The following is a 22,649-nucleotide window of genomic DNA, read 5'->3' on the forward strand; positions in this document are numbered from 1 at the left end:
TGATCTGTGGCTCGGGTCACAAGCCCGCCGCAGCCGATCGGGGCGTCGACGACGCCCACGTGGCCGCGGCCGGGAGACCCCCGGGCCAAGGCCGAAGGGAGCAGCAGTGAGCGACAGCGACGTCGCCGGCCAGGCCGGGACCCGTGGACATGTGGCGGGGGCCTTCGAGCCCTCGCCGGAGCTGGGGCCCAAGCCCCCGTCCCAGGTGACCGGGCACTTCTCCGACGACAACCCGGAGATGGTCCAGTTCGTCGACGCGGACGGCAACCGCCTGCAGACCAACGAGACCAATGCCCCCTTCGCGCAGATCGTCGAGGACATGACGAGCGAGGACGCGCGGATCATCTACCGCGACCTCGTCCTCGTGCGCCGCATCGACGCCGAGGGCTTCGCGCTGCAGCGCCAGGGTGAGCTCGGCCTGTGGCCGAGCCTCTTCGGCCAGGAGGCCGCGCAGGTCGGCGCCGGCCGCGCCCTGCGCGACCACGACTACGCCTTCCCCGGCTACCGCGAGCACGGCGTCGCGTGGTGCCGCGGAGTGGACCCGGTGAGCCTGTTCGGCATGTTCCGCGGGGTCAACCACGGCGGCTGGGACTCCAACGAGAACAACTTCCACCTCTACACGATCGTCATCGGCAACCAGATGCTCCACGCGGTCGGCTACGCCATGGGCATCGCGGCCGACGGCGACGTGGGCACCGGCGACCCGGAGCGCGACGCGGCCGTCATGGCCTTCACCGGTGACGGCGGCACGAGCCAGGGCGACTTCAACGAGGCGCTCGTCTTCGCGGCCGTGACCAACGCGCCGGTCGTCTTCTTCGTGCAGAACAACCAGTGGGCGATCTCCGAGCCCAACGACAAGCAGTTCATCATCCCGCCGTACCAGCGAGCCCGCGGCTTCGGCTTCCCCGGCGTGCTCGTCGACGGCAACGACCCGCTCGCGACCTACGCCGTGGCCAAGGACGCGCTCGACAAGGCGCGCAACGGCCAGGGCCCGACGCTCATCGAGGCCTACACCTACCGGATGGGCGCGCACACGACCTCCGACGACCCGACGAAGTACCGCAGCGACGCCGAGGTCGAGATCTGGAAGCACAAGGACCCGATCAAGCGGATGCGCGGCTTCATGGAGGAGCGCGGTCACGCCGACCCGGACTTCTTCGCGGCAGTCGACGCGGAGGCCGACGAGATCGCCGCCCGCATCCGCACGGCCTGCCAGGGGATGCCCGACCCGGAGCTGCCGACGATGTTCGACCACCAGTACACCGAGCCCCACCCCGTGGTGGAGGCTGAGCGCGAGGAGTTCCTCGCCTACCACGCCGGCTTCGCCGAGGAAGGGGGCCGGGCATGAGCGGCGCGCGCCTCACCCTCGCCAAGGGTCTGAACGCCGGCCTGCGCAAGGCCATGGACAAGGACCCCAAGGTCGTCCTCATGGGCGAGGACGTCGGCAAGCTCGGCGGCGTCTTCCGCATCACCGAGGGCCTGCAGAAGGACTTCGGTGAGCACCGTGTCCTCGACACCCCGCTCGCGGAGTCGGGCATCGTCGGCACCGCCGTCGGGCTCGCGCTGCGCGGGTACCGCCCGGTCGTCGAGATCCAGTTCGACGGCTTCGTCTACCCGGCCTTCGACCAGATCGTCAGCCAGGTCGCCAAGATGCACGCCCGCTCCCTCGGCCACCTCAAGGTGCCGATGGTCATCCGCATCCCGTGTGGTGGCGGCATCGGCGCGGTCGAGCACCACAGCGAGTCCAACGAGGCGTACTTCGCGCACACCGCGGGCCTGCGGGTCGTCAGCTGCTCCAACGCGGCCGACGCCTACTGGATGATCCAGCAGGCGATCGAGACCGACGACCCGGTGATCTTCTTCGAGCCCAAGCGCCGGTACCACGAGCGCGGCGAGACCGAGATCGACGAAGGGGGCGCCCCGGACCTCGGTCTGTACGACGCCCGGGTGGTCCGCGAGGGCACCGACGCGACGCTGCTCTGCTACGGCCCGATGGTCAAGACCTGCCTGCAGGCGGCCGCGGCCGCCGAGGAGGAGGGCCGCAACCTCGAGGTCATCGACCTGCGCTCGCTCAGCCCGCTCGACCTGCCGACGATCACCGCGTCGGTGAAGAAGACCGGTCGCGCGGTCATCGTCCACGAGGCGCAGACCTTCGTCGGGCTCGGCGCCGAGATCGCCGCCCGCGTGCAGGAGGAGTGCTTCTACCACCTCGAGGCCCCGGTGCTGCGGGTCGGTGGGTACAACATCCCGTACCCGCCCAGCCGCTTCGAGGAGGAGTTCCTCCCGACCCTCGACCGCGTCCTCGACGCCGTCGACCGCTCGCTCGCGCACTGACCAGGAGGCACCCGTGGCCGTCAAGAACTTCAACCTGCCCGACCCCGGTGAGGGCCTGACCGAGGCCGAGATCACGACCTGGAAGGTCAAGGTCGGCGACACCGTCGCCGTCAACGACATCGTCATCGAGGTCGAGACCGCCAAGTCGCTCGTCGAGCTGCCGATCCCCTTCGCGGGGAAGGTCGTCGAGCTGCTCGCCGCCGAGGGCGAGACCGTCGACGTCGGCGCCCCGATCATCGCCGTCGAGGTCGCCGGCTCCGAACCAGAACGCTCCCTGAGGAGCGACGAAGGAGCCTCGAAGGGAGCTGAGACCGAGGAGGCCAGCGGACCCAACCTCGTCGGCTACGGCGCCAAGGCGGGCAGCACCCGCCGACGTGCCCGCAAGGGTGGAGCCGCTCCTGCGCCTGCAGCCGCCCCGGCGGCACCGACCCCAGCAGCCGCCCCGGCGGCACCGGCCCCGGCCGCTCCTGTCGAGCCGCTGTCCCCGGAGCGCACCCGAGCGCTGGCCAAGCCTCCGGTGCGCAAGCTCGCCAAGGACCTCGGCGTCGACCTCCAGTCGGTCACGCCCACCGGCGACGGGGGGATCGTCACCCGCGCGGACGTCGAGGCGGCGGCCTCCGGATCTGGCACGTCGCCCAGCGCTGCGCCCGCACCTCAGGCGACGCCGGCTGCGTCGGCCGCGGCTCCCTTCGTCCCGGGCCAGGACACGCGCATCCCGATCAAGGGGGTGCGCAAGGCGACCGCCGAGGCGATGGTGGCCTCGGCCTTCACCGCCCCGCACGTCACGGAGTTCATCACCGTCGACGTCACCGCGACGATGGAGATGGTCGACCGGCTCAAGGCCGATCGCGCCTTCAACGACGTCAAGGTCACGCCGCTGCTGCTCGTCGCCAAGGCCTTCTGCCTGGCGCTGCGCCGCAACCACGAGGCCAACGCCAGCTGGGACGGGGCCGCGCAGGAGATCGTGCTGCACGGTGACGTCAACCTCGGCATCGCCGCGGCCACCCCACGTGGCCTGCTCGTGCCCAACATCAAGGGCGCCGACCGGCTCTCGCTCCACGACCTCGCCGAGGCCCTGGGGTCGCTCGTGGCGACCGCCCGCGAGGGCCGCACCCAGCCGGCCGACCTCGCCGGGGGTACCGCGACGATCACCAATGTCGGCGTCTTCGGGGTCGACACCGGCACACCGATCCTCAACCCCGGTGAGGCCACGATCCTCGCCTTCGGCGCGGTCCGCCGCATGCCGTGGGTCGTCACTGCGGCCGACGGCAGCGAGTCGATCGAGCCGCGCTGGGTCACCCAGCTCGCGCTCTCCTTCGACCACCGGCTGGTCGATGGCGAGCTCGGATCCAAGTTGCTCGCCGACGTCGGCGCGCTGCTGCACGACCCGGGCACCGCGTTCCTCTGGGCCTGAGCCGGACGAAGCCGAAGGGCGGTACCCGACGTGGTACCGCCCTTCGATCGTCGTGGTCAGCCGATGAGCTCGAGGTTGCCGAGGTACTCGGAGATGGTGCGGTGGTACGTCGTGTGCCCACCGCCGGCGTAGCCGAAGAACGAACGACCCTCACCGGAGGGCAGCACCCCGACGATGTCGTCCTGGCCTTCGACGGTGCTGTTGATGTCGCCCGGAACGGTCACGGTCCGGTACTGGTTCCAGCCCAGGCTGGTCGCGCTGGCCTGGTGCCACGAGGTCCCGTGCGATGACGTCCACGTGCGCATCCGGCCACCGCCGGCGATGCCGCGCAGGTCGTCGAGGCCGTCGCCGCTGAAGTCGTGGACGAGCATGATCTCCTGATACCAGACCGCGGGTCGACCCATGGACCCGATCCGGGTCAGGTTGCCCGAGTCCGAGAGCTCGTACCGGCGCACCTCTCCGTTGGGCAGGCGGATGAGCACATCGAGCTGGTCGTTGCCGTTGACGTCGCCGCCGGAGGTGATCGACGTGACCGACCCACCCCATCCGCTCACCAGGGTCTTGGCGCTGCCGAGGTTGCCGCCGGACGAGGCGAGCATCAGCTGCAGGCGCCCGTCGCGTCGCCGCACGAGGACGTCGGAGCGACCGTCGCGGTTGACGTCGCCAGCGTGCCCGATCCAGCGGGCGTCGGCCAGCCCGGTGCGGATGACCCGCTTGCTGCCGAAGTCCCCCCTGCCGTTGCCGGGCATGAGGTAGACGCGGCCGGTGGCCGAGACGCCGATCAGGTCGGCGTTGCCGTCGCCGTCGACGTCACCACGCTTGGCCCGCTCCTTCGGCGGCTCCTGCGGCCGCAGCTGTGCGCGGTTGCGGTAGATGATCCGGGAGACGCCCTCGATGGTGGCGATCTCGGTGCTCATGTTGCCCGGGTTGTGATGGGTGAGCACGCCGATGGTGTAGTCGGCGGTGCTGACGTTGGCCCAACCGATGCTGTTGACGTGCCAGCCGTCGGTGCGCGGCAGCCAGCCGTTCTTCAGCGCGACGCTGCCCGAGGGCGGGCCGGACGTGACGCCCCAGTCCTGGCTGCTGCTGATGCCGCGCATGAGGTTCAGCGCGTAGTAGCGGTTGGTCTGGTTCAGCGCGTCGGACGGCCGGGCGAAGTGCTCCATGAGCTCCGCCTGGTCAGCGGCGGTCGTGCTCGTCAGGCCCCAGTGGTTGTAGGGGTCGGCGTGGGTCGCGTTCATCCCGAGGCGTGCCGCGGCGCGGTCGAGGCCGCTGCGGCCGCCGATGTGGTTGAAGAGCGCGGTCGCGGAGTTGTTGTCGCTGTAGCGGATCATCGGCGACATCTGCGACTTCTCCCAGCTGGTCAGGGAGCGGCCCTCGTCCTGGGCCTTCATCATCACCGCGGCCATGATGTGCACCTTGACGATGCTCGCCGTGACATTGCGCGAGGAGACCTTGGTGTAGGTGAACGAGCGGCCCGTGCCGGGCAGGCGGACGGCGACGCCCACCGCTCCCGGGCGGGAGTTGAGGTAACTGCGCAGCTCGGACTCGAAGGGGAAGCTGGCCGCGGCGCTCGTCTGGGCCTGGGCCGAGCGCTGCTGGCTCAGCGGGGTGGGCGTGTCCTGGACCTCGACGGTGAAGGTCAGCCGGCCGTCGACCTCACCCGTCGAGGTGGTGCTGTTGGCGCGGGCCGAGGGGATGAGGTCGGCGAGCTCGTCGCCGCTCGTCGGGGTCTGGGCCGTGCAGACGGACCCCTGGCCCGTCGGGCGGACGGCGACGGACCGGCCGGCGGAGTCCTTGCCGGTGAAGCCCGGCTGGCCGACGACCTTGAGCGGGCCGCGCTCGATCGTGGCCGTGCCGCCGGAGGCGAGGTCGCCGGTGATCGTCACCGTGTCGGCGCCGATGGCGTCGCAGATGACGTCGATCTCGGTGACGGCAGGTGGGGACGGTGCGGCGATGGCGGGGCTCGCGGCGATCGCCGCAGCGGTGGTCAGTGTCAGTGCCGTGAGGACGGCGCGACGGTGGGACATGACAGGTTCCCCCTGGGCGTGGCGAGTGACGCGGTCATCTTCGCAGACGTCCGGGGCGGTCGCCCGGTTGCGCCTGAACCATATCCGCGGCGATCAGCGGTGGCGGTGGCGCTCGTCGGCGGCGACGGCGTCGCAGAAGCGGTTGACGTACCCCACGAAGGTCGTGAGGTCGTCATCGCTCCAGTCGGCGAGCATGTCGGCGAACCATGCCTCGCGGCGCTCGACGAGCTCGTCGAGGAGGGCCACCCCTTCGTCGGTGAGCGCGACGAGCTGGGCGCGGCCGTCGTCGGGGTCGGGCACCTTGGCGAGCAGCCCGAGGGAGGTGAGGTGGGAGACCTGACGGCTGACCGTCGAGGCGTCCGAGAGGTTGCGCTCGGCGATGTCCCCGACCCGGCTCGGCTGGTCGCGGACGGCGACGAGCACGGAGTGGTGGCTGGCCTCGACGGCCGGGTGGACGCGCGGCGCGCGGGCGCGGGTGGCGTGCAGCATGCGCAGCATGCGGATGACGCTGGTGCTGAGCTCGTTGGCTGAGGTGGGCACGGGCGCTTCCTCGGGTGGGCGGTGGTCCGCGACGGCCGATGCCGTCATCACGGGGCTGGTTGCCTAGATTAGAGGGCATGTCCACCCCGTCGAGCATCGGTCGCACCACTCCCACCCCGCTCGGCGTGCTCACGCTGGTCTCGGTCGTGGCCGTGGTGGCCGCGACCGCCTTCGGCGGCGGCGCCGCGCCCCTCGACCTGGGCGACCCGGGGGCCTTCGTCCGGTGGTCACTGCCGGTGCTGCGGGTCCTGCACGACGCGTCCGCGGCCGTGACCGTGGGCGCCCTCGTCGTCGGCGCCTTCCTCGTCCCCGAGACCACCCGCACGGCACGAAGGGAGCAGCTCGCCCGGCTCGCCGGCGGCGCCGCGATCGTGTGGTTCCTCGCCGGGGTCGGTCGGATGCTCACCGACTTCGCCTCGCTGGCCGGCCTCCCCCTCACGGACCCGGCGTACCTGTCGCAGCTGACGGCCTTCGTCTGGCAGCTCGACAACACGCGCACGGCGGTCATCTCGTCGATGATCGTCGCGGTCATCGCCATCACGGTCCCGCTCGCGCGGACGAAGGGAGCACTGGCCTGGGGCGCCGCAGCCTCCATCCTCGCACTGCTGCCGCTGGCCCTGTCGGGCCACTCCGCCGCCAGCCTGGACCACATGAGCGGGGTCAACGCGCTCGCCTTCCACCTCGTCTCGGCGACGGTGTGGATCGGTGGGCTCGTGGCGCTGCTGGTGATCCGCCCTTCGCTCGGCACGCACCTGGCGGTGACGACGCGGCGCTACTCGACGATCGCGGCGTGGTGCTTCGTCCTGCTCGTCGGGTCGGGTCTGCTCGCCTCGTGGATCAACATCGGCGGGATCGGCGGACTGGACTCGCGCTACGGCGTGCTGCTCATCCTCAAGGCCGTCGCGGCCGTGCTCCTCGGCGTCATGGGGTGGTGGCACCGCTCCCGCACCATCGCGGCGATCGAAGGGGGTGCGGCGGGCGCCGCCCCCTTCGTCCGGTTGGCGCTCGGCGAGGTCGTCGTCATGGCCCTCGCGATGGGCATGGGCGTGGCCGTCGGCCGCACCCCGACCCCCGAGAGCGCGCTCACGGCCCCGGAGAACGCGATCGTCTACGACCTGTCCGGCTACCCGGACCCGGGCCCGCCGAGCTCGACGGCCTGGATCACCTCGTGGCAGGTCGACTGGCTGTGGCTCGCCGTGTCGGCCATCGCGGTCTTCGTCTACGTGCGGTGGGCGCTGCGCCTGCGCGCCCGCGGTGACCACTGGCCCGTCCTGCGCACGATCAGCTGGGTGCTCGGCTGGTTGGTCTTCTTCTACTTCACCTCGGCCGGCCCGGGGGTCTACGGCAAGGTGCTCTTCAGCTGGCACATGGTCGAGCACATGGGGGTGGCGATGATCGCGCCGCTGCTCATGGTGCCGGGCGCGCCGATCACGCTCGCCCTGCGGGCCCTGCCGGCGCGCAAGGACAAGACGCTCGGGCCCCGCGAGCTCATCCTCGCGACGGTCCACTCGAGCTACCTGCGGGTGCTGGCCAACCCGGCGGTCGCGGCCTCGCTGTTCTTCTTCAGCCTGGCGATCTTCTACTACAGCCCGCTCTTCGAGCTGGCGATGCGCACCCACACCGGGCACGTGCTGATGATGGCCCACTTCCTGACGTCGGGGTACCTCTTCGTCTGGGTGCTCATCGGCATCGATCCCGGCCCCAGGCGTTGGTCGCCGCTCGCCCTCTTCGTCGTGCTGCTCGCGACGATCAGCTTCCACGCCTTCTTCGGCGTGATCCTCACCCAGTCCTCCGAGCTGCTGGCGGAGAACTACTTCGGCCGGCTCGACCTGGCGTGGATGGACGACCCGCTCGCCGACCAGCGCACCGGTGGCGCCATCGCGTGGGGCGTCGGCGAGGCGCCCACCCTCGTGCTCGCCATGGCGGTCGCGTGGCAGTGGATGCGCAGCGACGACCGGGAGACCCGACGCCGCGACCGGGTCGCCGACCGCGACGGCGACGCCGAGCTCGAGGCCTACAACCGGCACCTGGCCGGCCTGGGCCGCCAGGACTGACGCCCTCGCCGCCTCCCGCCCGGCGGCGGTCGGTGCGGCATACTCGGGAGTATCCCTGCCGTGAAGGGGTACCCGTCCCGTGAAAGGGGGCCGACATGGATGGCGAAGCGCTGTTCTGGATCTTCATCGTCGTCTTCAGCCTGCTCATGCTCGCGGGCTTCTTCATCATCGACCGGCCCCGCCGCTCCCGCGGCATCCGGTCCACCCACGCGGTGCAGCGCGACCCCAAGGATCCCCGCGGCCGGCACCTGCCCGCCGACCGCGTCGACCCCACCCAGACCGACAGCCGGCTCTGAGCCGGGGAATGGAGCGACCATGTACATCGGAGCCGGCATCCTGCTGCTGCTCGTCGGACTGATCATCGTCTTCGCCTACAACGGCGACATGTCGATCGCCGGCCTCGACCTCGGGGCCGTCGGCTGGATCGCGATCGGCCTGGGCATCGTGGCGATCATCCTCAGCCTGGTCCTCGACCGTCGTCGTCGCGAGACGATCGTGCGCGACGACCGGCGCTACTGAGTCCCGAGCACGACGAAGGGGGATCCCGCCGACGTGGCGGGATCCCCCTTCGAGGTTCGGCCGCGGACGGCCTCACACCTCAGGGCGGCGCCTTCGTGGTTCGGCCGCGGACGGCCTCACGCCTCAGTGCGGCGCCTTCGCTGTGTGCGAGGTCGGTCAGAAGGCCGACTCGGGCACGTCCATGAGGCTGTTGTCCATCGCCTCGGCGATGGCGCGCTCGCCCGCGAGGAGCGGCAGGACGGTCTTGGCGAAGAAGCTCGCCGCGGCGATCTTGCCCGTGTAGAAGTCCTTGTCCTTGCCCTCCGCGCCGGCCTCGAGGGCCTTGGTGGCAACGGCGGCCTGGCGCAGCAGGAGCCAGCCGACCACGAGGTCACCGGCGGCCAGCAGCAGGCGGGTGGTGTTCTGGCCGACCTTGTAGATGTTGGTGATGTCCGCCCCCTCCTGCTTGGGGTCGGAGGCCATGAGCGCCTGGAACATCGCGCCGAGGATGCCCTGGACGTTTTCCAGGCCCTGGCCGAGCAGCTCGCGCTCGTGCTTGAGCGCACCACCCTGCGCGTCGACGTCCTGGGCGAACTCCTGGATCTGCATCGCGAGGTGACCCAGCGCCTGACCGTTGTCACGCACGATCTTGCGGAAGAAGAAGTCCTGGCCCTGGATCGCGGTGGTGCCCTCGTAGAGGGTGTCGATCTTCGCGTCGCGGACGTACTGCTCGATCGGGTACTCCTGCAGGAAGCCGGAGCCACCGAAGGTTTGCAGCGACTCGGTGCCGAGGAGGGTCCAGGCCCGCTCGGAGCCCAGGCCCTTGACGATCGGCAGCAGCAGGTCGTTGACCCGGTTGGCCATCGCGGCGGGGGAGTCGTCGGCGATCTCCTCGACGCCCGTCGCGAGCTGCTCGACGTCGACGGTGTCCTGCTGGCTGGAGGTCAGCGTCACCAGGGCGCGCAGGCCCTCGGCGTAGGCCTTCTGCAGCATGAGGCTGCGCCGCACGTCCGGGTGGTGCGTGATGGTCACGCGCGGGGCGTCCTTGGCGGGCGTCGTCAGGTCGGCGCCCTGGACGCGCTCCTTGGCGTACTCGAGCGCGTTGAGGTAGCCGGTGGAGAGGGTGGCGATGGCCTTGGTGCCGACCATCATCCGGGCGTTCTCGATGACGCGGAACATCTGGGCGATGCCGTCGTGGACGTCGCCGAAGAGGGTGCCGACGGCGGCGTGCTTCTCGCCGAAGGTCACCTCGCAGGTCGTCGAGACCTTCAGGCCCATCTTCTTCTCGACGTTGGTGACGTAGACGCCGTTGCGCTCGCCCAACTCGCCGGTCTCGAGGTCGACGGCGTACTTGGTGAGGATGAAGAGGCTCAGGCCCTTGGTGCCCGGGCCGGCGCCCTCGGGGCGGGCGAGGACGAAGTGGACGACGTTGTCGGTCATGTCCGACTCGGCCGAGGTGATGAAGCGCTTGACGCCCTCGATGTTCCACGTGCCGTCGCCGTTGTCGGTGGCCTTGGTCCGCCCGGCGCCGACGTCCGAGCCGGCGTCGGGCTCGGTGAGCACCATGGTGCAGTGCCAGCCCTTCTCGGCAATCCACTTCGCGAGCTTCTTCTGCTCGTCGGTGCCGAGCAGGTAGAGCAGCTTGGCGAAGGAGTAGCTCGCGCCGAACATGCCGATCGCCGGGTTGGCGCCGAGGACGAGCTCGTTCATCGCCCAGCGCAGCGACGGGGGAGCGACGGTGCCGTCGAGCTCCTCGGGCAGGTCGAGCGACCAGAAGCCAGCGTCCTGGAAGGCCTTGTACGACTTCTTGAAGGACTCGGGCATCGCCACGGACGAGGTCTCGGGGTCGAAGACCGGGGGGTTGCGGTCGGCGTCGGCAAAGGACTCGGCCAGCTCGTTCTCCGCGAGGCGCGCGTACTCCTTGAGCATCTCGCGCGCGGTGTCGGCGTCGACCGCCTCGTAGGGGCCCTGGCCCAGGACCTCGTCGCGACCGAAGACCTCGAAGAGGTTGAACTCGATGTCGCGCAGGTTGCTCTTGTAGTGACCCATGCAGGCGTCTCCTGGTCGTCTTGCGCGCCGGGCCTCGCCCGACGCTGGGAACACGACAGTAAGCGAGCGCTTACCGTCCATCAGGATCATCTTCACCCGTAGTGCTTGCTCGGGCAAGCGAAGGGGGAGGTGAGGAACCCCACACGCTGGCCGAGGGGTCAGTTCGTCCGGTGGTCGAGGTGTCGCCTCGTTGGTCGAGGTGTGAGTTCGCGCAGCGAGCGAGCCTCGAGACCCTGGTGCGGCCGAAGCCCCAACGTGGGTTAGCATGGCCGCTGCGCCTCGCGCGCCGGTGTAGCTCAATGGTAGAGCGCCAGCTTCCCAAGCTGGACACGCGGGTTCGATTCCCGTCACCGGCTCTCGACCTCGAAGGGGGTGGCGCCGCAGATCTGCGGCGCCACCCCCTTCGTCGTGCCGTGAACCCCCACCGGCCCTGCGGGCAAGTACACATGTGAGGACGTTGACCGAGCAGGGGGCAGGCGCATGGCGAAGGTGAAGGTGTTGCCACGTCCGGGGCGCATGGTGGGCGGAGAACCGCTCGAGGAGGTCTTCGACCGCCACTACGCAGACGTCTACCGCTACCTGACGCGTCGGGTCCCGGTCGCGGTGGCGGAGGATCTCGCGAGCGAGACCTTCGTCCAGGTCGCGGCGAAGGGTGACACCTTCGACCCACGTCGGGGCGTGTTGCGGGGATGGATCTTCGGATCGCGTCGAATCTCCTGTCCCGCCACCACCGCGACGAGGAGCGCGCCTACCGGGCGTACGCCCGCACCGGGATCGACCCACTCACGGACGCCGGTCACGAGACCGAGCGCGCGATCGCACGCGTCGACTCCCGGTCGCGACGCGCGGCTCTGGTCGGCGCGCTCGCTGACCTGTCGGCCGGTGACCGCGACGTGCTCCTGCTCGTCGCGCACGCCGAGCTGACCTATGCCGAGATCGCCGACGCTCTCGACCTGCCCACGGCGGAGCGGGGTGATGGGCCGGGGTCGGCGCTGCGGTCTCTGACCTTCGCCACCGTCCCGACCGAGCCGGTGGACGTCAGCACCGCGCCGTGAGGATGACGAAGGGCCCGCGCCGTGGCGCGGGCCCTTCGGGGGATTGATCGGTCAGACGGCGGGAACCGCCTGGGTCGTCGTGAAGGGGACGTCGCCAGCCACGGCATTCGTGGCGCTGACGGTGACCGTCAGGTTGAACGCGTCCCCGGTGCCGAGGATGAGTGTCTGGCCGGCGGGGGCCTGGTAGGAGCCATCTGCCGGGATGGTGACCTGGCCGAGGCCGGTGCCCGGGGCGAGCGTGAGGGTGACCGTACCGGTGCCCTCGCCGGAGATGGTCGCGCCGACCGCGAGGTTTTCGATGGGCTGACCGAAGACCTGGATGTCCTCGATCGTCTGACCGCTGTCGGCCTCGAAGACCACGGTGATCCCCTCGACCGTCTCGGAACCCGTGTTGATGAAGTTCGTCGCCGCGAGGTCGAGCTGGGTCGCGGCAACGCGGTTGCCGCCGCCGGGGACCGAGGTCGACAGGTCATGGGCGGGGGTCGTGGGCGAGGCCGGAAGCGCAGGAGCCGCCGCGGCGACCGAGATCGCGGGGACGGACCATGCCGCACCCTTCACGAGCGTGCGGCGGGTGGGTGCAGGACCGGTCATGGTCAGAGTTCCTCTAGTAGTCGACGTGGCGGGAGGCCAAGGCACAGCTCCCCCTGTGCGTTGTTGCTGCTGGGTCACTTACTGTTACTGGAAGGTAGCGGGGCGGAAATTGACCAGATTTTTGGATTCATGCGACGAACGGTCGGCGAAAGGTCGGGCAGGTCCTCCCTTCGAGGCTCGTCCGTGGACGGCCTCGCGTCCCATGGCGCGTGGCAGGGGCGCGAGGCTCTAGGGTCGGGCCATGCTGCTCTCCGACAGGGACATCCGCGCAGAGATCGACAGTGGGCGGGTCGTGCTCGACCCGTGGGACCCGACGATGGTCCAGCCGAGCAGCGTCGATGTGCGTCTGGACAAGTACTTCCGGCTCTTCGACAACCACAAGTACCCCGTCATCGACCCTGCGGCCGACCAGCCCGACCTGACGCGGCTGATCGACGTCGACCCCAATGAGGGCTTCGTGCTGCACCCGGGTGAGTTCGTCCTCGGCTCCACCCTCGAGACGGTCACCCTGCCCGACGACCTCGCCGCCCGCGTCGAGGGCAAGTCCTCGCTCGGTCGCCTCGGGCTGCTGACCCACGCGACGGCAGGCTTCGTCGACCCGGGCTTCTCGGGTCACGTCACGCTCGAGCTGAGCAATGTCGCCACCCTGCCGATCCGCCTCTGGCCGGGCATGAAGGTCGGACAGCTGTGCTTCTTCCGCCTCTCCTCGCCTGCCGAGCACCCCTACGGGTCGGCGACCTACGGGTCGCACTACCAGGGTCAGCGGGGGCCGACGGCGAGCAGGTCCTTCGCGAACTTCCACCGCACGGACGTGTGATCGGGGGTCTCGAGGCTCGGCCGCGGGCGGCCTCGCACCCTGGAGTGACCCACGAGTAACATCGGGGGATGAGCACCGACACGTCCCGCCCCGCGCCCTACGACGAGGTCCGTGAGGACCACGAGTCGACGCGCGTCTCCGCCTTCGCCGACGACGCGCTCGGTGACCTCGACGCCACCGGGGTGGCCGAGGAGATCCGGGCGGGGCGGATCAGCGCGAGCGAAGCGGTCGAGGCCGCGATCGCCCGTGTCGCGGCCGTCGACCCGGCCCTCGGCGCGACGACCGTCGACGACGTCGACCGGGCGCGCCGCCGTGCCGCCCACCTGCCGAAGGGGACGGACGCCCCCTTCGCCGGTGTGCCGTCGGCGATCAAGGACAACGTGAGCGTCGCGGGGATGCCGATGACCCAGGGGTCGGACGCGCTGCCGGCCGCGCCGGGGACGGCGGACGGGGCCTTCGTCCGCCAGTTCCTCTCCTCCGGGGTCATCCCGGTCGCGACGACGACCTGCCCGCCCTTCGGCTGGACCGCGACGACCGAGCGCCCCGGCGGCCGCGTCACCCGCAACCCGTGGGCGACCGGCTACTCCTCGGGCGGGTCCTCCGGGGGCTCCGCCGCCCTCGTCGCGTCGGGCGCGTTGCCCATCGCCCACGGCAACGACGGCGGCGGGTCGATCCGCATCCCCGCAGCCGCCTGCGGCCTCGTCGGGCTGAAGACGAGCCGCGGCCGCTTCCTCGGCGACCCGACCACCGACCAGCTGCCCGTCGGGATCGTCGTCAACGGAGTGCTCACCCGCACCGTCCGCGACACCGCGGCATTTCTCGCCTCGGCCGAGCGCTACCAGCCCTCGCGCAAGCTGCCCCCGGTCGGCCTCGTCGAGGGACCCGGCGCCCGTCGCCTGCGCGTCGGCATGATGGTCGACTCGCCGCTGGCGCCCGCGACCGACCCGCAGACCCGCGACGCCGTCGAAGCCGTCGGCCGGCTCCTCGACGGCCTCGGCCACGACGTCGACCCCGACACGACGGTGCCCGTCCCGGAGTTCTTCAAGACCGACTTCCAGGACTACTGGTCGCTGCTCGCCCTCGCCTCCTCGGCGCAGGGCAGCAAGCTCTACGGCGACGGCTTCGACGCCGCCCGGCTCGACAAGTTCACCCTGGGCCTGGCGGCCCGGGCCAAGCGCCGCCTCCACCGCGCGCCGCTCTACCTCGCCCGCCTCGGCCTCTCCGGCGTCGCCTCGGAGCGGCTCTTCCCCGCCGAGGCCGACGTCGTGCTCACCCCGACGCTCGTGCACACGACCCCGCGCATCGGCTACCTCTCCGGTGACCTCGACTTCGACACGCACCTCGCGCGCCTGCTCGACTACGTCGGATTCACCCCGGTGCACAACGCCGACGGCCAGCCGTCGATCTCGCTCCCGCTCGGTCGCACCGACGACGGTCGCCCGATCGGCGTCATGCTCTCCGCGCGAAGGGGGCAGGAGCGGCTGCTCCTCGAGCTCGCCTTCGAGCTGGAGGCGGCGGCCCCCTTCGCCCGGCTCGGCTGATCAGGGCAGCGCGACCGTCGCGGTCAGCGCGCGGTGGTCGCTGCCGCGCTCGCGGGTGACCTCGAGCGCGGTGCACGCGGCCCCGCGGGTCGTCACGTGGTCGATCGGCACCGGCCCGTAGGCGGCTCCGCGCGTCCGCCCCCACGTGCCGGGGAACCCGGACCCGAGCTGAGCGGTGCAGTCCCGCAAGCCTGTTCGCTTCACCCACCGCCGGTAGGCGACCGCGCTGGGCGGTGCGTTGAGGTCGCCGAGGACGATGACCGGACCGTCACTCCCTTCGGCCGCCAGACGAAGGGAGTCCAGCCCCTCGCCCCAGCGGTCGGCCGCGAGGAAGGCGGGGTTCTGCAGGCGCGTGCCGACGACGGTGACTTCCGTGCCACCCCGGCGCAGCCGCAGTGCACTTCCGGGCTGCCGACCGGCGAGCGGGGTGGACGAGGCGACCGTCCACGGGCTGCGCACCCAGACGTCGACGTCGGTCCCGATGTAGTCGTCGTGGTCGCTGGCGGCGAGCCGCCACTGCGGGCCGAGGGCGCGACCCAGGCCATCGGTGCGTCCGGGGTCCCACTCCTGCAGGGCGAGCACGTCGGCGCCGTCGGCGAGGTCGACGAGCTCCGCGTCGGTTGGGCCCGCCCACGCCGTGTTGAGCGTCGCGACCGTGATCGTCGGCCCGTCCTCGGCCGCGGGCCGCGGGTCGGCGACGACGTGGTCGAGCAGCGGTGCCTGGCTGAGCAGCAGGGCGGCGACGAGGGCGAGCCGCCACCAGCGCAGGTGGCGCCACGACACGAGCGCGGCCACCAGGGCGACCCCGACGACGACGGGCAGGGCGGCGGCGATGACGACCCCGATGCTCGTGCGGCCACCGCGCAGGTACATGGCGGCGACGGCGAGCACGCACAGGACGAGGACGCCGAAGCCGGCCCACGCCAGCAGTGTCCTCCAGCGTCTCCCCGCCCGGTGCTCCGTCATCGCGAGCCCAGTGTGCCAGCCGGTCGCGGCCCGTCGAGCGGGGGCGGGAACCGATCCGCGACGTGCGGGGAAGAACAGGTGTGAGCGCGACGGAGAGCACCATGGCGACATGGGCGACGAAGGGAGCAGTGATGACCGGGCATGAGGCCGCGCAGGGGGCGACCTCGCGCCCGGTCACGCTGCTCGACGTCTTCGACCAGCGCTACCGGGACGTCCACGGGTACCTCGCGCGACGGGTGGACGCCCACACGGCCGAGGACCTCGCGAGCGAGACCTTCGTCCGCGCGCTGGAGCACAGCGACCGCTTCGACCCGACGAAGGGAGGTCATCGCGCCTGGCTCTTCGGCATCGCGACCAACCTCCTCGCCAAGCACCGGCGCAGCGAGGTTCGCGGCTACCGGGCCCACGCGCGACTCGGTGCGGACCCGCTCGTCGAGGGGTACACCGGCCTCGGCGACATCGACGCCCGGGTCGATGCGCAGGCCCGTGGGCGGGCCCTCGCCGGCGCGCTGGCCGACCTGCGCGACGACGAGCGTGACGTGCTGCTGCTCGTCGCCCACGCCCAGATGAGCTACGCGGAGGTGGCGGAGGCGCTCAACCTGCCCATCGGCACCGTGCGCTCACGGCTGCACCGGGCACGCGCCCGGGTCCGCGCGGCGCTCACCGACCACGACGGCACCGACCACGACACCGAGGGGGGTCACCCATGAGCAGGGATGTGCTCGAGCACGACGAGATCAACCACGACGACCACGACCTCGTGGCGGTGCAGGGCCACCGCGCCGACCTGACCGGCGTCGACGACACGCAGGTGGCCGCGGCCCGCGAGCGGCTCGCCGCGCTGGACGGTGCCGACCGACCGCTGGGGTCCGCGACCGGATCCGGCCGCGGCAGGACGGGGCGACCCCTGCGGCTGATCGCCGGACTGGCGGCGGCCGGGGTCGCGGCCTCCCTCGTCGGGGTCGCCCTGTGGGCCGCGTCCGACGGCGGGCCCAGCGGGCCCGCGACGGTGCCGGCCGCGCCTGCCTCGACGTCCACGTCGACGACAACCCGGTCGACGTCCAAGGCCACGCCGGTGGTCCCCGCGCCCGAGGGGCTCTTCGCCGAGGGGCAGCCGCTGCACTGCATGGCCCTGCACGACGAGCCGCTCGGCGAGGTCGCCCGCAAGCTCGCGACGACCGACCTCAAGGTCGTCTACACGCTCCCGGAGACCGACTCCGCGTCCGGCAAGCGGGAGCGGTGGACCCAGGCGCGGGCCGCGGCCGACACGACGATGAAGGTCTCGGAGGTCATGGAGCGGGACTCCTCCACCATCGAGGTCTACTTCTGGTCCAAGGACAACCCGGACTTCCAGCCGCAGCTGCTGAAGGACGACTTCGACCGACGCTGTCCCGCCCCGCGCTGACCTCCGAGCCGGTCCGGGCCGCTCGATCGGGTCAGGAGGGCAGCGCCTCGCCCGTGCTCGCGGAGAAGAGGTGCAGCCGGTCCTGCTGGATCCGCAGGTGGACCAGGCTGCCCTTCTCCGGGACGCTGCGCGGCGGGACCTTGGCGACGAGGTGCGGCGCGTGGAGCTCGCCGCCCACGAGGTTGCCGTAGAGGAAGGCCTCGGAGCCCAGCTCCTCGGCGACGAGCACCTCGATGGCCAGCGCGCCCTCGGTGCCCTGGCTCACCACCTCGACGGCCTCGGGGCGGAAGCCGAGCACGACCTCGTCCTCGGTGAGGGCCGCGATGGTCGCGCGGGACAGCGGGACCCTGGCGCCTCCCACGACCGCCGCGCCGTCGGTGACGCGGAAGGTCCCGAGGTTCATCGCCGGGGACCCGATGAAGCCGGCGACGAAGGCATTGGTCGGACGGTCGTAGAGCTCGAGCGGCGAGGCCGCCTGCTGCAGGACGCCGTCCTTGAGCACCGCGACGCGGTCGCCCATCGTCATCGCCTCGACCTGGTCGTGCGTGACGTAGACGGTCGTGACGCCGAGGCGCTGCTGGAGCGCCGCGATCTGCGTGCGGGTCTGGACGCGAAGCTTGGCGTCGAGGTTCGACAGCGGCTCGTCCATGAGGAAGACCTGCGGCTCGCGGACGATCGCCCGGCCCATCGCGACGCGCTGGCGCTGACCGCCGGAGAGGGCGGCCGGCTTGCGGTCGAGCAGGGGCTCGAGGTCGAGCACCTTTGCGGCCTCGGCGACGCGCGAGCGGATCTCGGACTTCGACACGCGAGCGATCTTCAGGGCGAAGCCCATGTTCTCCCCGACGGTGAGGTGCGGGTAGAGCGCATAGCTCTGGAAGACCATGGCGATGTCGCGGTCCTTCGGCGGCAGGTGCGTCACGTCCCGACCACCGACGTGGATCGAGCCGGAGGTCACGTCCTCGAGCCCGGCGAGCATGCGCAGGCTCGTGGACTTGCCGCACCCGGAGGGGCCGACGAGGACGAGGAACTCACCGGGGTCGATGTCGAGGTGGAGAGCGTCGACGGCGGGCGTGGTCGAGCCGGGGTAGACCCGGCTGGCGGAGTCGAAGAGGACGGGGGTGGACATTGGGGCTCCTATCCCTTGGTCCCACCAGCGGTGAGGCCGGCGACAAGGTGTTTCTGGGCGAAGTAGAAGACGAGCGACGCGGGGACCATGATGAGCACCGCTCCAGCGGTGAGCAGGTCCCACTGCGGGTTGTACTGCGGCACGAACTGCTGGAGCCCCGCAGCGAGGGTCAGCTTCGAGTCGCTCAGCGTGAAGGCGATGGCGTAGGCCACCTCGCCCCACGCGGTGAGGAAGGTGTAGAAGGCGGTCACGGCCAGCCCCGGCCTGGCGAGCGGCAGGACGACGTGCCAGAAGGTCGCGAAGGGGCCCAGGCCGTCGAGAGCCGCTGCCTCGTCGAGGTCGCGGGGGATCGTGTCGAAGTACCCCCGAAGCATCCAGGTGCAGAAGGGGACGGCGACCGAGCAGTAGGCGATGACGAGCGACAGCTTGGTGTCGATGAGCCCGAGGTTGGCCATGATCGTGTAGATCGGCACGATGAGAATCGCGACGGGGAACATCTGCGTCACGAGGAAGAGCCACATGAGCCCGCGCTTGCCGGGGAAGTTGAAGCGGCTCAACGCGTACCCGGCGGTGGCGGACATCGCCATGCCGAAGACCATCGTCAGCCCGGCCACGACGATCGAGTTGAGGAACCACGTCGGGAAGCTCGTCTCGAGGAGCACGCGGCGGTAGTTGTCGAGGCTCGGCTGGTCGAAGAGGGTGATCCGGCTCGACTGGATGGCGGTCCTCGGCTTGAGCGAGGACAGGAAGACCCAGACGACGGGGAAGAGCGCGATGACGGTGGCGGTGATGAGGGTGGCGTGCAGCGCGATCGATGCACCGACGCTCCGCTGCCCGCGACCGCGGGGACGACGACTCACCAGACCTCTCCCTTCTTGCTGAGGATGCGGCGGTAGATGCCGGCGTAGACGATGAGCATCGAGAGGATGAGCACGCCATAGGTCGCCGCGAGCGAGTAGTTGCGCAGGCCCTCGAAGGCCGCGCGGAAGGCCCCGGTCACGAGGATCTCGGTCTCGCCGGCGGGCTCTCCACCGGTGACGAAGAAGATGATCGGGAACATGTTGAAGGTCCAGATGGTGCCGAGCAGGACGACCGTCGAGCTGACGGGTCGCAGGCCGGGCAGGGTCACGTTGCGGAAGCGCTGCCACGGCGTGGCTCCGTCCATCTCGGCCGCCTCGTAGAGGTCGGCGGGGATGGACTGCAGCCCGCCGAGCAGGGCGACCATCATGAAGGGGACACCGAGCCAGACATTGGTGACGATGGCGGCGAACATCGCGGTCCAGCGGTGGTTGAACCAGTCCACGGGGTCGAGCCCGACGCCGCTCAGCGTGGAGTTGATGATCCCGAAGCGCGGGTTGAAGAGGAACTTCCACGCGAAGGCGCTGACGAAGGCGGGCACGGCCCACGGGACGATGAGCAGCACGCGGTAGAGCGAGCGCCCGCGGAAGTTGCGGTTGAGCAGGACGGCGAGACCGAGTCCGACGAGGTAGTGCAGGGCGACGCACGAGGCGGTCCACACGACGGTGTTGACGAAGAGCATCCAGAAGTTGCCCTGGCCGCCGGTGAGGAGCTCGACGTAGTTGTCCAGACCGACCCAGTGCGCTGGGTCAGGGTTGTCGACGCACTCCTGGCCGCCGCCGAGCGTCTTCGTGCAGACGACGTCGCGGTTGTTGGACTCGTTGAGGTTCGTGAAGGACTGGTAGATGCCCTGCAGCAGCGGGGCGATGACGAGCACCCCGAGAACGAGGACGGTGGGCAGGACCATCGCCCACGCGTACCAGTGCTTGTCGAGGAGCTGACGGACCCGGCCCCGAGGGGCGGAGCCCGACTCGAGGTCGGGCTCCGCGGTGATCGACGAGGTCACGGCAGCTCGTACTCCGGGACGACGTCGGACTTGTACGTCTTCGCCGTCGCGTCGAGCGTGCTCGAGACGTCGTCGCCCTGGACGAGGGTCTTCGTCGCCATCGCGTCGAGCGGCGTGAAGAAGAGGCCGCCCTCGGGGATCCACGGGCGGGGCTTGGAGACCTTGAGCGGCTCCTCCCATGCCGTCACCTGCGCGTTGTCCTTGACGAGCTCGTAGGCCTTCTCGCTCGTCGGCAGCAGGCCGAGCTCGTCGGCGATGTAGGCCTGCGACTCCGGCGAGCTCATGTACTCGATGAAGGCGGTGGCCGCGTCGGCCTTCTTCTCGTCCAGGCCCGAGTAGACGACGTAGTTGTGACCGCCCACGGGGGAGCCGGCCCCCTTCGAGCCAGCCGGGACCGGGGCGATGCCGAGGTTCTTCGTGCCTCCGAAGCCCGGGTCCTTGGTGATGTTCGCGACCTCCCACGGACCGTTCATGATCATCCCGACCTTGCCCTCCTTGAAGAGGGTCATCATCGTCCCGTAGGCGTCGTTGGCGTCCGGCTTCGGCGCCGCGCCGGAGTCGATGAGGTCGACGGCGGTCTTGATGCCCGCCTTGTTCTCGTCCGACCCCACGAGGATCTGCTTCTTCTCCTCGTCGACGAGGTCACCCCCTTCGCCGTACATGAAGGGGAGCACGAAGTACCCGGCGCTGTTGAGGTAGATGCCGTCGACACCGGCCTTGTCCTTGAGCTTCTTCGAGGCCTCCTCGACCTCCTGCCAGGTGGTCGGGGGCTTGTTGATGCCCGCCTCCTTGAAGAGCTTCTTGTTGTACATGAGGCCGAGCGTGTCGGTGACCTGCGGGACGCCGTAGGTCTTGCCCTTGTAGACGTTCGAGGACAGCGGCGTCTCGAGGAAGTCCTTGTCCTCGAGCAGGGAGGTGCCGTCGAGGGCGTAGAGGTGGCCGGCGGCGGCGAACTCCGGGACCCAGGCGACCTCGGCCCGCATGACGTCCGGTGCGCCCTCCCCGGCCTCGGCCGCGGTCTTGAACTTGTTCTGCGCGTCGGCGAAGGGGACGGACTGGTACTTGATCTTGACGTTCGGGTACTTCTTGTTGAAGCGCTTGATGAGGTCCTTGAAGACCGGCGCCTCGTTGGTGGGGTCTGAGGTGTCCCACCACGTCAGCTCGGCCTTGAGCGTGGCCGGGTCGACCTCGGCCTGGCTCTTCGACGACGAGTCGCTCCCGCTGGTGCCGCTCCCACCGCAGGCGGTGAGGGCGAGGGCGAGAGCTCCGGCAGCAGCGGTGATGCCGGGCAACGAACGACGCATGGCGTGCTCCTTGGAGAGGTGGCGAAGGGTGAACCCGTGAAGGGCGTATCGGAACCTAGCAATGTTTTGCATGATTTGGAAGACCTTGCGCAAGTCGTGAAAGAGATGTTCGATGCACCCATGGGCACCCTGTCGAACATCGCCGCTCAGGCCGGCGTCAGCGAGGCAACCGTCAGTCGCGTGCTCAACGACAAGTCGGGGGTGAGCGAGTCGTCGCGGCAGTCGGTGCTCACCGCGCTCGACATCCTCGGCTTCGAGCGGCCGGCCAAGCTGCGTCGCAGGAGCGGTGGCCTCGTCGGGCTCGTCGTCCCGGAGCTCGACAACCCGGTCTTCCCCGCCTTCGCCCAGGTCATCGAAGACGGCCTCGCCCGGCGCCGGTACACGCCCGTGCTCTGCACCCAGTCGCCCGGCGGCATCTCGGAGGACGAGTACGTCGAGTCGCTCCTCGACCACGGCGTCGCCGGCATCATCTTCGTCTCGGGGCGGCACGCGGACACGACGGCCGACCACGAGCGCTACCGCAGCCTCGTCGCGCGCGGGATGCCCGTCGCCTTCATCAACGGCTTCGTCGACGACATCGACGTCCCCTTCTTCTCGACCGACGACGAGGACGCGATGGCGCTCGCGGTCGCGCACCTCGCGCAGCTCGGGCACCGTCGCATCGGGCTCGCTACGGGGCCGCGGCGCTTCGTGCCCTCGATCCGCAAGCTCGCCGGCTTCACCAGCGCTCTGCAGCGGCACCTCGGACTGTCCGCGGAGGAGGCCTCCGAGTGGGTCGACGAGGGACTCTTCACCGTCGAGGGCGGCGCCGCCGCCGCCCGGAGCCTCGTCGAGCGCGGCGCCACCGGGCTCGTGTGCGCCTCCGACCTCATGGCGATCGGCGCCATCCGCGAGGTGCGCGACATGGGCCTCTCGGTCCCCGAGGACGTCTCGGTCGTCGGCTTCGACGACTCGACGATGGTCGGCTTCCTCGACCCTCCGCTCACGACCGTCCGGCAACCGGTCCAGGGGCTCGGCGCGGCGGCGGTCGCCGCCCTCTCCGACGCGATCGGTGGCGAGCC

21 protein-coding genes, 1 tRNA gene and 1 pseudogene are annotated in these 22,649 nt (G+C 70.6%); 14 read left to right on the top strand and 9 right to left on the bottom strand.

The features are described 5' to 3' along the window. Nucleotides 1–106 precede the first annotated feature (106 nt). The 3 genes from pdhA to JAN01S_RS12955 are packed head-to-tail and all read left to right on the top strand — an operon-like array spanning nucleotide 107 to nucleotide 3,748. Nucleotides 107–1,348, top strand: coding sequence for a pyruvate dehydrogenase (acetyl-transferring) E1 component subunit alpha (gene pdhA, locus JAN01S_RS12945; protein ID WP_174522297.1), 1,242 nt, complete (start codon nucleotides 107–109; stop codon nucleotides 1,346–1,348). Continuing rightward, nucleotides 1,345–2,334, top strand: a complete 990-nt coding sequence (locus JAN01S_RS12950; protein ID WP_068318958.1) for an alpha-ketoacid dehydrogenase subunit beta — start codon at nucleotides 1,345–1,347, stop codon at nucleotides 2,332–2,334. The genes pdhA and JAN01S_RS12950 overlap by 4 nt, the downstream gene beginning before the upstream one ends. 13 nt (nucleotides 2,335–2,347) lie before the next feature. Continuing rightward, entirely contained in the window at nucleotides 2,348–3,748 is a 1,401-nt protein-coding gene (locus tag JAN01S_RS12955) for a dihydrolipoamide acetyltransferase family protein (protein ID WP_068318960.1), read from the top strand. Nucleotides 3,749–3,804: 56 nt separating this feature from the next. Here the strand turns inward: JAN01S_RS12955 and JAN01S_RS12960 are convergent, their stop codons facing one another. Continuing rightward, complete coding sequence (locus JAN01S_RS12960) at nucleotides 3,805–5,778, bottom strand: serine hydrolase (RefSeq protein ID WP_068318961.1); 1,974 nt, start codon at nucleotides 5,776–5,778, stop codon at nucleotides 3,805–3,807. A 93-nt stretch (nucleotides 5,779–5,871) separates the two neighbouring features. Further along, the gene (locus tag JAN01S_RS12965) at nucleotides 5,872–6,318 is read right to left on the bottom strand and encodes a MarR family winged helix-turn-helix transcriptional regulator (RefSeq protein ID WP_068318963.1); all 447 of its coding nucleotides are present in this window, start codon (nucleotides 6,316–6,318) and stop codon (nucleotides 5,872–5,874) included. Between the two features lie 77 nt (nucleotides 6,319–6,395). Between JAN01S_RS12965 and JAN01S_RS12970 the strand changes: the two genes are divergently transcribed. From JAN01S_RS12970 to JAN01S_RS12980, 3 genes are all read left to right on the top strand, one after another. Beyond that, nucleotides 6,396–8,372, top strand: a complete 1,977-nt coding sequence (locus JAN01S_RS12970; protein ID WP_084360241.1) for a bifunctional copper resistance protein CopD/cytochrome c oxidase assembly protein — start codon at nucleotides 6,396–6,398, stop codon at nucleotides 8,370–8,372. Nucleotides 8,373–8,467: 95 nt separating this feature from the next. Then, complete coding sequence (locus tag JAN01S_RS12975) at nucleotides 8,468–8,668, top strand: resistance to Congo red protein (protein WP_068318966.1); 201 nt, start codon at nucleotides 8,468–8,470, stop codon at nucleotides 8,666–8,668. Between the two features lie 19 nt (nucleotides 8,669–8,687). Then, nucleotides 8,688–8,891 carry a DUF6458 family protein gene (locus JAN01S_RS12980; RefSeq protein WP_068318968.1) on the top strand — a complete coding sequence of 68 codons (204 nt, stop codon included), beginning with the start codon at nucleotides 8,688–8,690 and terminating at the stop codon, nucleotides 8,889–8,891. 156 nt (nucleotides 8,892–9,047) lie between these two features. Here JAN01S_RS12980 and JAN01S_RS12985 read toward each other — a convergent pair whose 3' ends face one another. Next, the gene (locus JAN01S_RS12985) at nucleotides 9,048–10,919 is read right to left on the bottom strand and encodes an acyl-CoA dehydrogenase (protein ID WP_068318970.1); all 1,872 of its coding nucleotides are present in this window, start codon (nucleotides 10,917–10,919) and stop codon (nucleotides 9,048–9,050) included. Between the two features lie 285 nt (nucleotides 10,920–11,204). On the opposite strand from JAN01S_RS12985, the gene JAN01S_RS12990 reads away from it, so the two are divergent. From JAN01S_RS12990 to JAN01S_RS17600, 3 genes and pseudogenes are all read left to right on the top strand, one after another. Beyond that, nucleotides 11,205–11,275 (top strand) — tRNA-Gly (locus JAN01S_RS12990). Nucleotides 11,276–11,435: 160 nt separating this feature from the next. Next, nucleotides 11,436–11,558 (top strand): annotated as a pseudogene (locus JAN01S_RS17775) (hypothetical protein); the annotation flags it as partial. 50 nt (nucleotides 11,559–11,608) lie between these two features. Further along, on the top strand, nucleotides 11,609–11,974 hold the full coding sequence (locus JAN01S_RS17600; protein WP_068318972.1) for an RNA polymerase sigma factor: 366 nt from the start codon (nucleotides 11,609–11,611) through the stop codon (nucleotides 11,972–11,974). A 51-nt stretch (nucleotides 11,975–12,025) separates the two neighbouring features. Here JAN01S_RS17600 and JAN01S_RS13000 read toward each other — a convergent pair whose 3' ends face one another. Then, a complete protein-coding gene (locus JAN01S_RS13000) occupies nucleotides 12,026–12,565 on the bottom strand; it encodes a hypothetical protein (RefSeq protein ID WP_068318974.1) in 540 nt (179 codons plus the stop codon). A 241-nt stretch (nucleotides 12,566–12,806) separates the two neighbouring features. Between JAN01S_RS13000 and dcd the strand changes: the two genes are divergently transcribed. Together dcd and JAN01S_RS13010 are read left to right on the top strand one after the other, a co-directional pair. Next, nucleotides 12,807–13,382, top strand: coding sequence for a dCTP deaminase (dcd, locus tag JAN01S_RS13005; RefSeq protein WP_068318976.1), 576 nt, complete (start codon nucleotides 12,807–12,809; stop codon nucleotides 13,380–13,382). 68 nt (nucleotides 13,383–13,450) lie between these two features. After that, nucleotides 13,451–14,923 carry an amidase gene (locus JAN01S_RS13010; RefSeq protein WP_068318978.1) on the top strand — a complete coding sequence of 491 codons (1,473 nt, stop codon included), beginning with the start codon at nucleotides 13,451–13,453 and terminating at the stop codon, nucleotides 14,921–14,923. On the opposite strand, the gene JAN01S_RS13015 is transcribed toward JAN01S_RS13010, so the two are convergent. Next, on the bottom strand, nucleotides 14,924–15,889 hold the full coding sequence (locus JAN01S_RS13015) for an endonuclease/exonuclease/phosphatase family protein (protein ID WP_068318980.1): 966 nt from the start codon (nucleotides 15,887–15,889) through the stop codon (nucleotides 14,924–14,926). Nucleotides 15,890–16,020: 131 nt separating this feature from the next. On the opposite strand from JAN01S_RS13015, the gene JAN01S_RS13020 reads away from it, so the two are divergent. Both JAN01S_RS13020 and JAN01S_RS13025 read left to right on the top strand, forming a co-directional pair. Further along, nucleotides 16,021–16,599 (top strand): RNA polymerase sigma factor, encoded by a 579-nt coding sequence (locus JAN01S_RS13020; protein ID WP_169797232.1) that lies wholly within the window; start codon nucleotides 16,021–16,023, stop codon nucleotides 16,597–16,599. Next, on the top strand, nucleotides 16,596–17,294 hold the full coding sequence (locus JAN01S_RS13025) for a hypothetical protein (RefSeq protein WP_143445415.1): 699 nt from the start codon (nucleotides 16,596–16,598) through the stop codon (nucleotides 17,292–17,294). Before JAN01S_RS13020 ends, JAN01S_RS13025 begins: the two co-directional genes overlap by 4 nt. Nucleotides 17,295–17,325: 31 nt before the next feature. Here the strand turns inward: JAN01S_RS13025 and JAN01S_RS13030 are convergent, their stop codons facing one another. The 4 genes from JAN01S_RS13030 to JAN01S_RS13045 are packed head-to-tail and all read right to left on the bottom strand — an operon-like array spanning nucleotide 17,326 to nucleotide 21,588. Beyond that, entirely contained in the window at nucleotides 17,326–18,420 is a 1,095-nt protein-coding gene (locus JAN01S_RS13030) for an ABC transporter ATP-binding protein (RefSeq protein ID WP_068318986.1), read from the bottom strand. Between the two features lie 8 nt (nucleotides 18,421–18,428). Next, nucleotides 18,429–19,280 carry a sugar ABC transporter permease gene (locus tag JAN01S_RS13035; protein ID WP_244884844.1) on the bottom strand — a complete coding sequence of 284 codons (852 nt, stop codon included), beginning with the start codon at nucleotides 19,278–19,280 and terminating at the stop codon, nucleotides 18,429–18,431. Beyond that, a complete protein-coding gene (locus tag JAN01S_RS13040; protein ID WP_068318987.1) occupies nucleotides 19,277–20,284 on the bottom strand; it encodes a carbohydrate ABC transporter permease in 1,008 nt (335 codons plus the stop codon). Before JAN01S_RS13040 ends, JAN01S_RS13035 begins: the two co-directional genes overlap by 4 nt. After that, complete coding sequence (locus JAN01S_RS13045; protein ID WP_068318989.1) at nucleotides 20,281–21,588, bottom strand: extracellular solute-binding protein; 1,308 nt, start codon at nucleotides 21,586–21,588, stop codon at nucleotides 20,281–20,283. The genes JAN01S_RS13040 and JAN01S_RS13045 overlap by 4 nt, the downstream gene beginning before the upstream one ends. A 120-nt stretch (nucleotides 21,589–21,708) precedes the next feature. Between JAN01S_RS13045 and JAN01S_RS13050 the strand changes: the two genes are divergently transcribed. Continuing rightward, nucleotides 21,709–22,649: LacI family DNA-binding transcriptional regulator (locus tag JAN01S_RS13050; protein WP_218000041.1), on the top strand; the 941-nt coding region annotated here is incomplete at its 3' end.

It is taken from the genome of Janibacter anophelis NBRC 107843, assembly GCF_001570945.1.
Classification (GTDB): domain Bacteria; phylum Actinomycetota; class Actinomycetes; order Actinomycetales; family Dermatophilaceae; genus Janibacter; species Janibacter anophelis.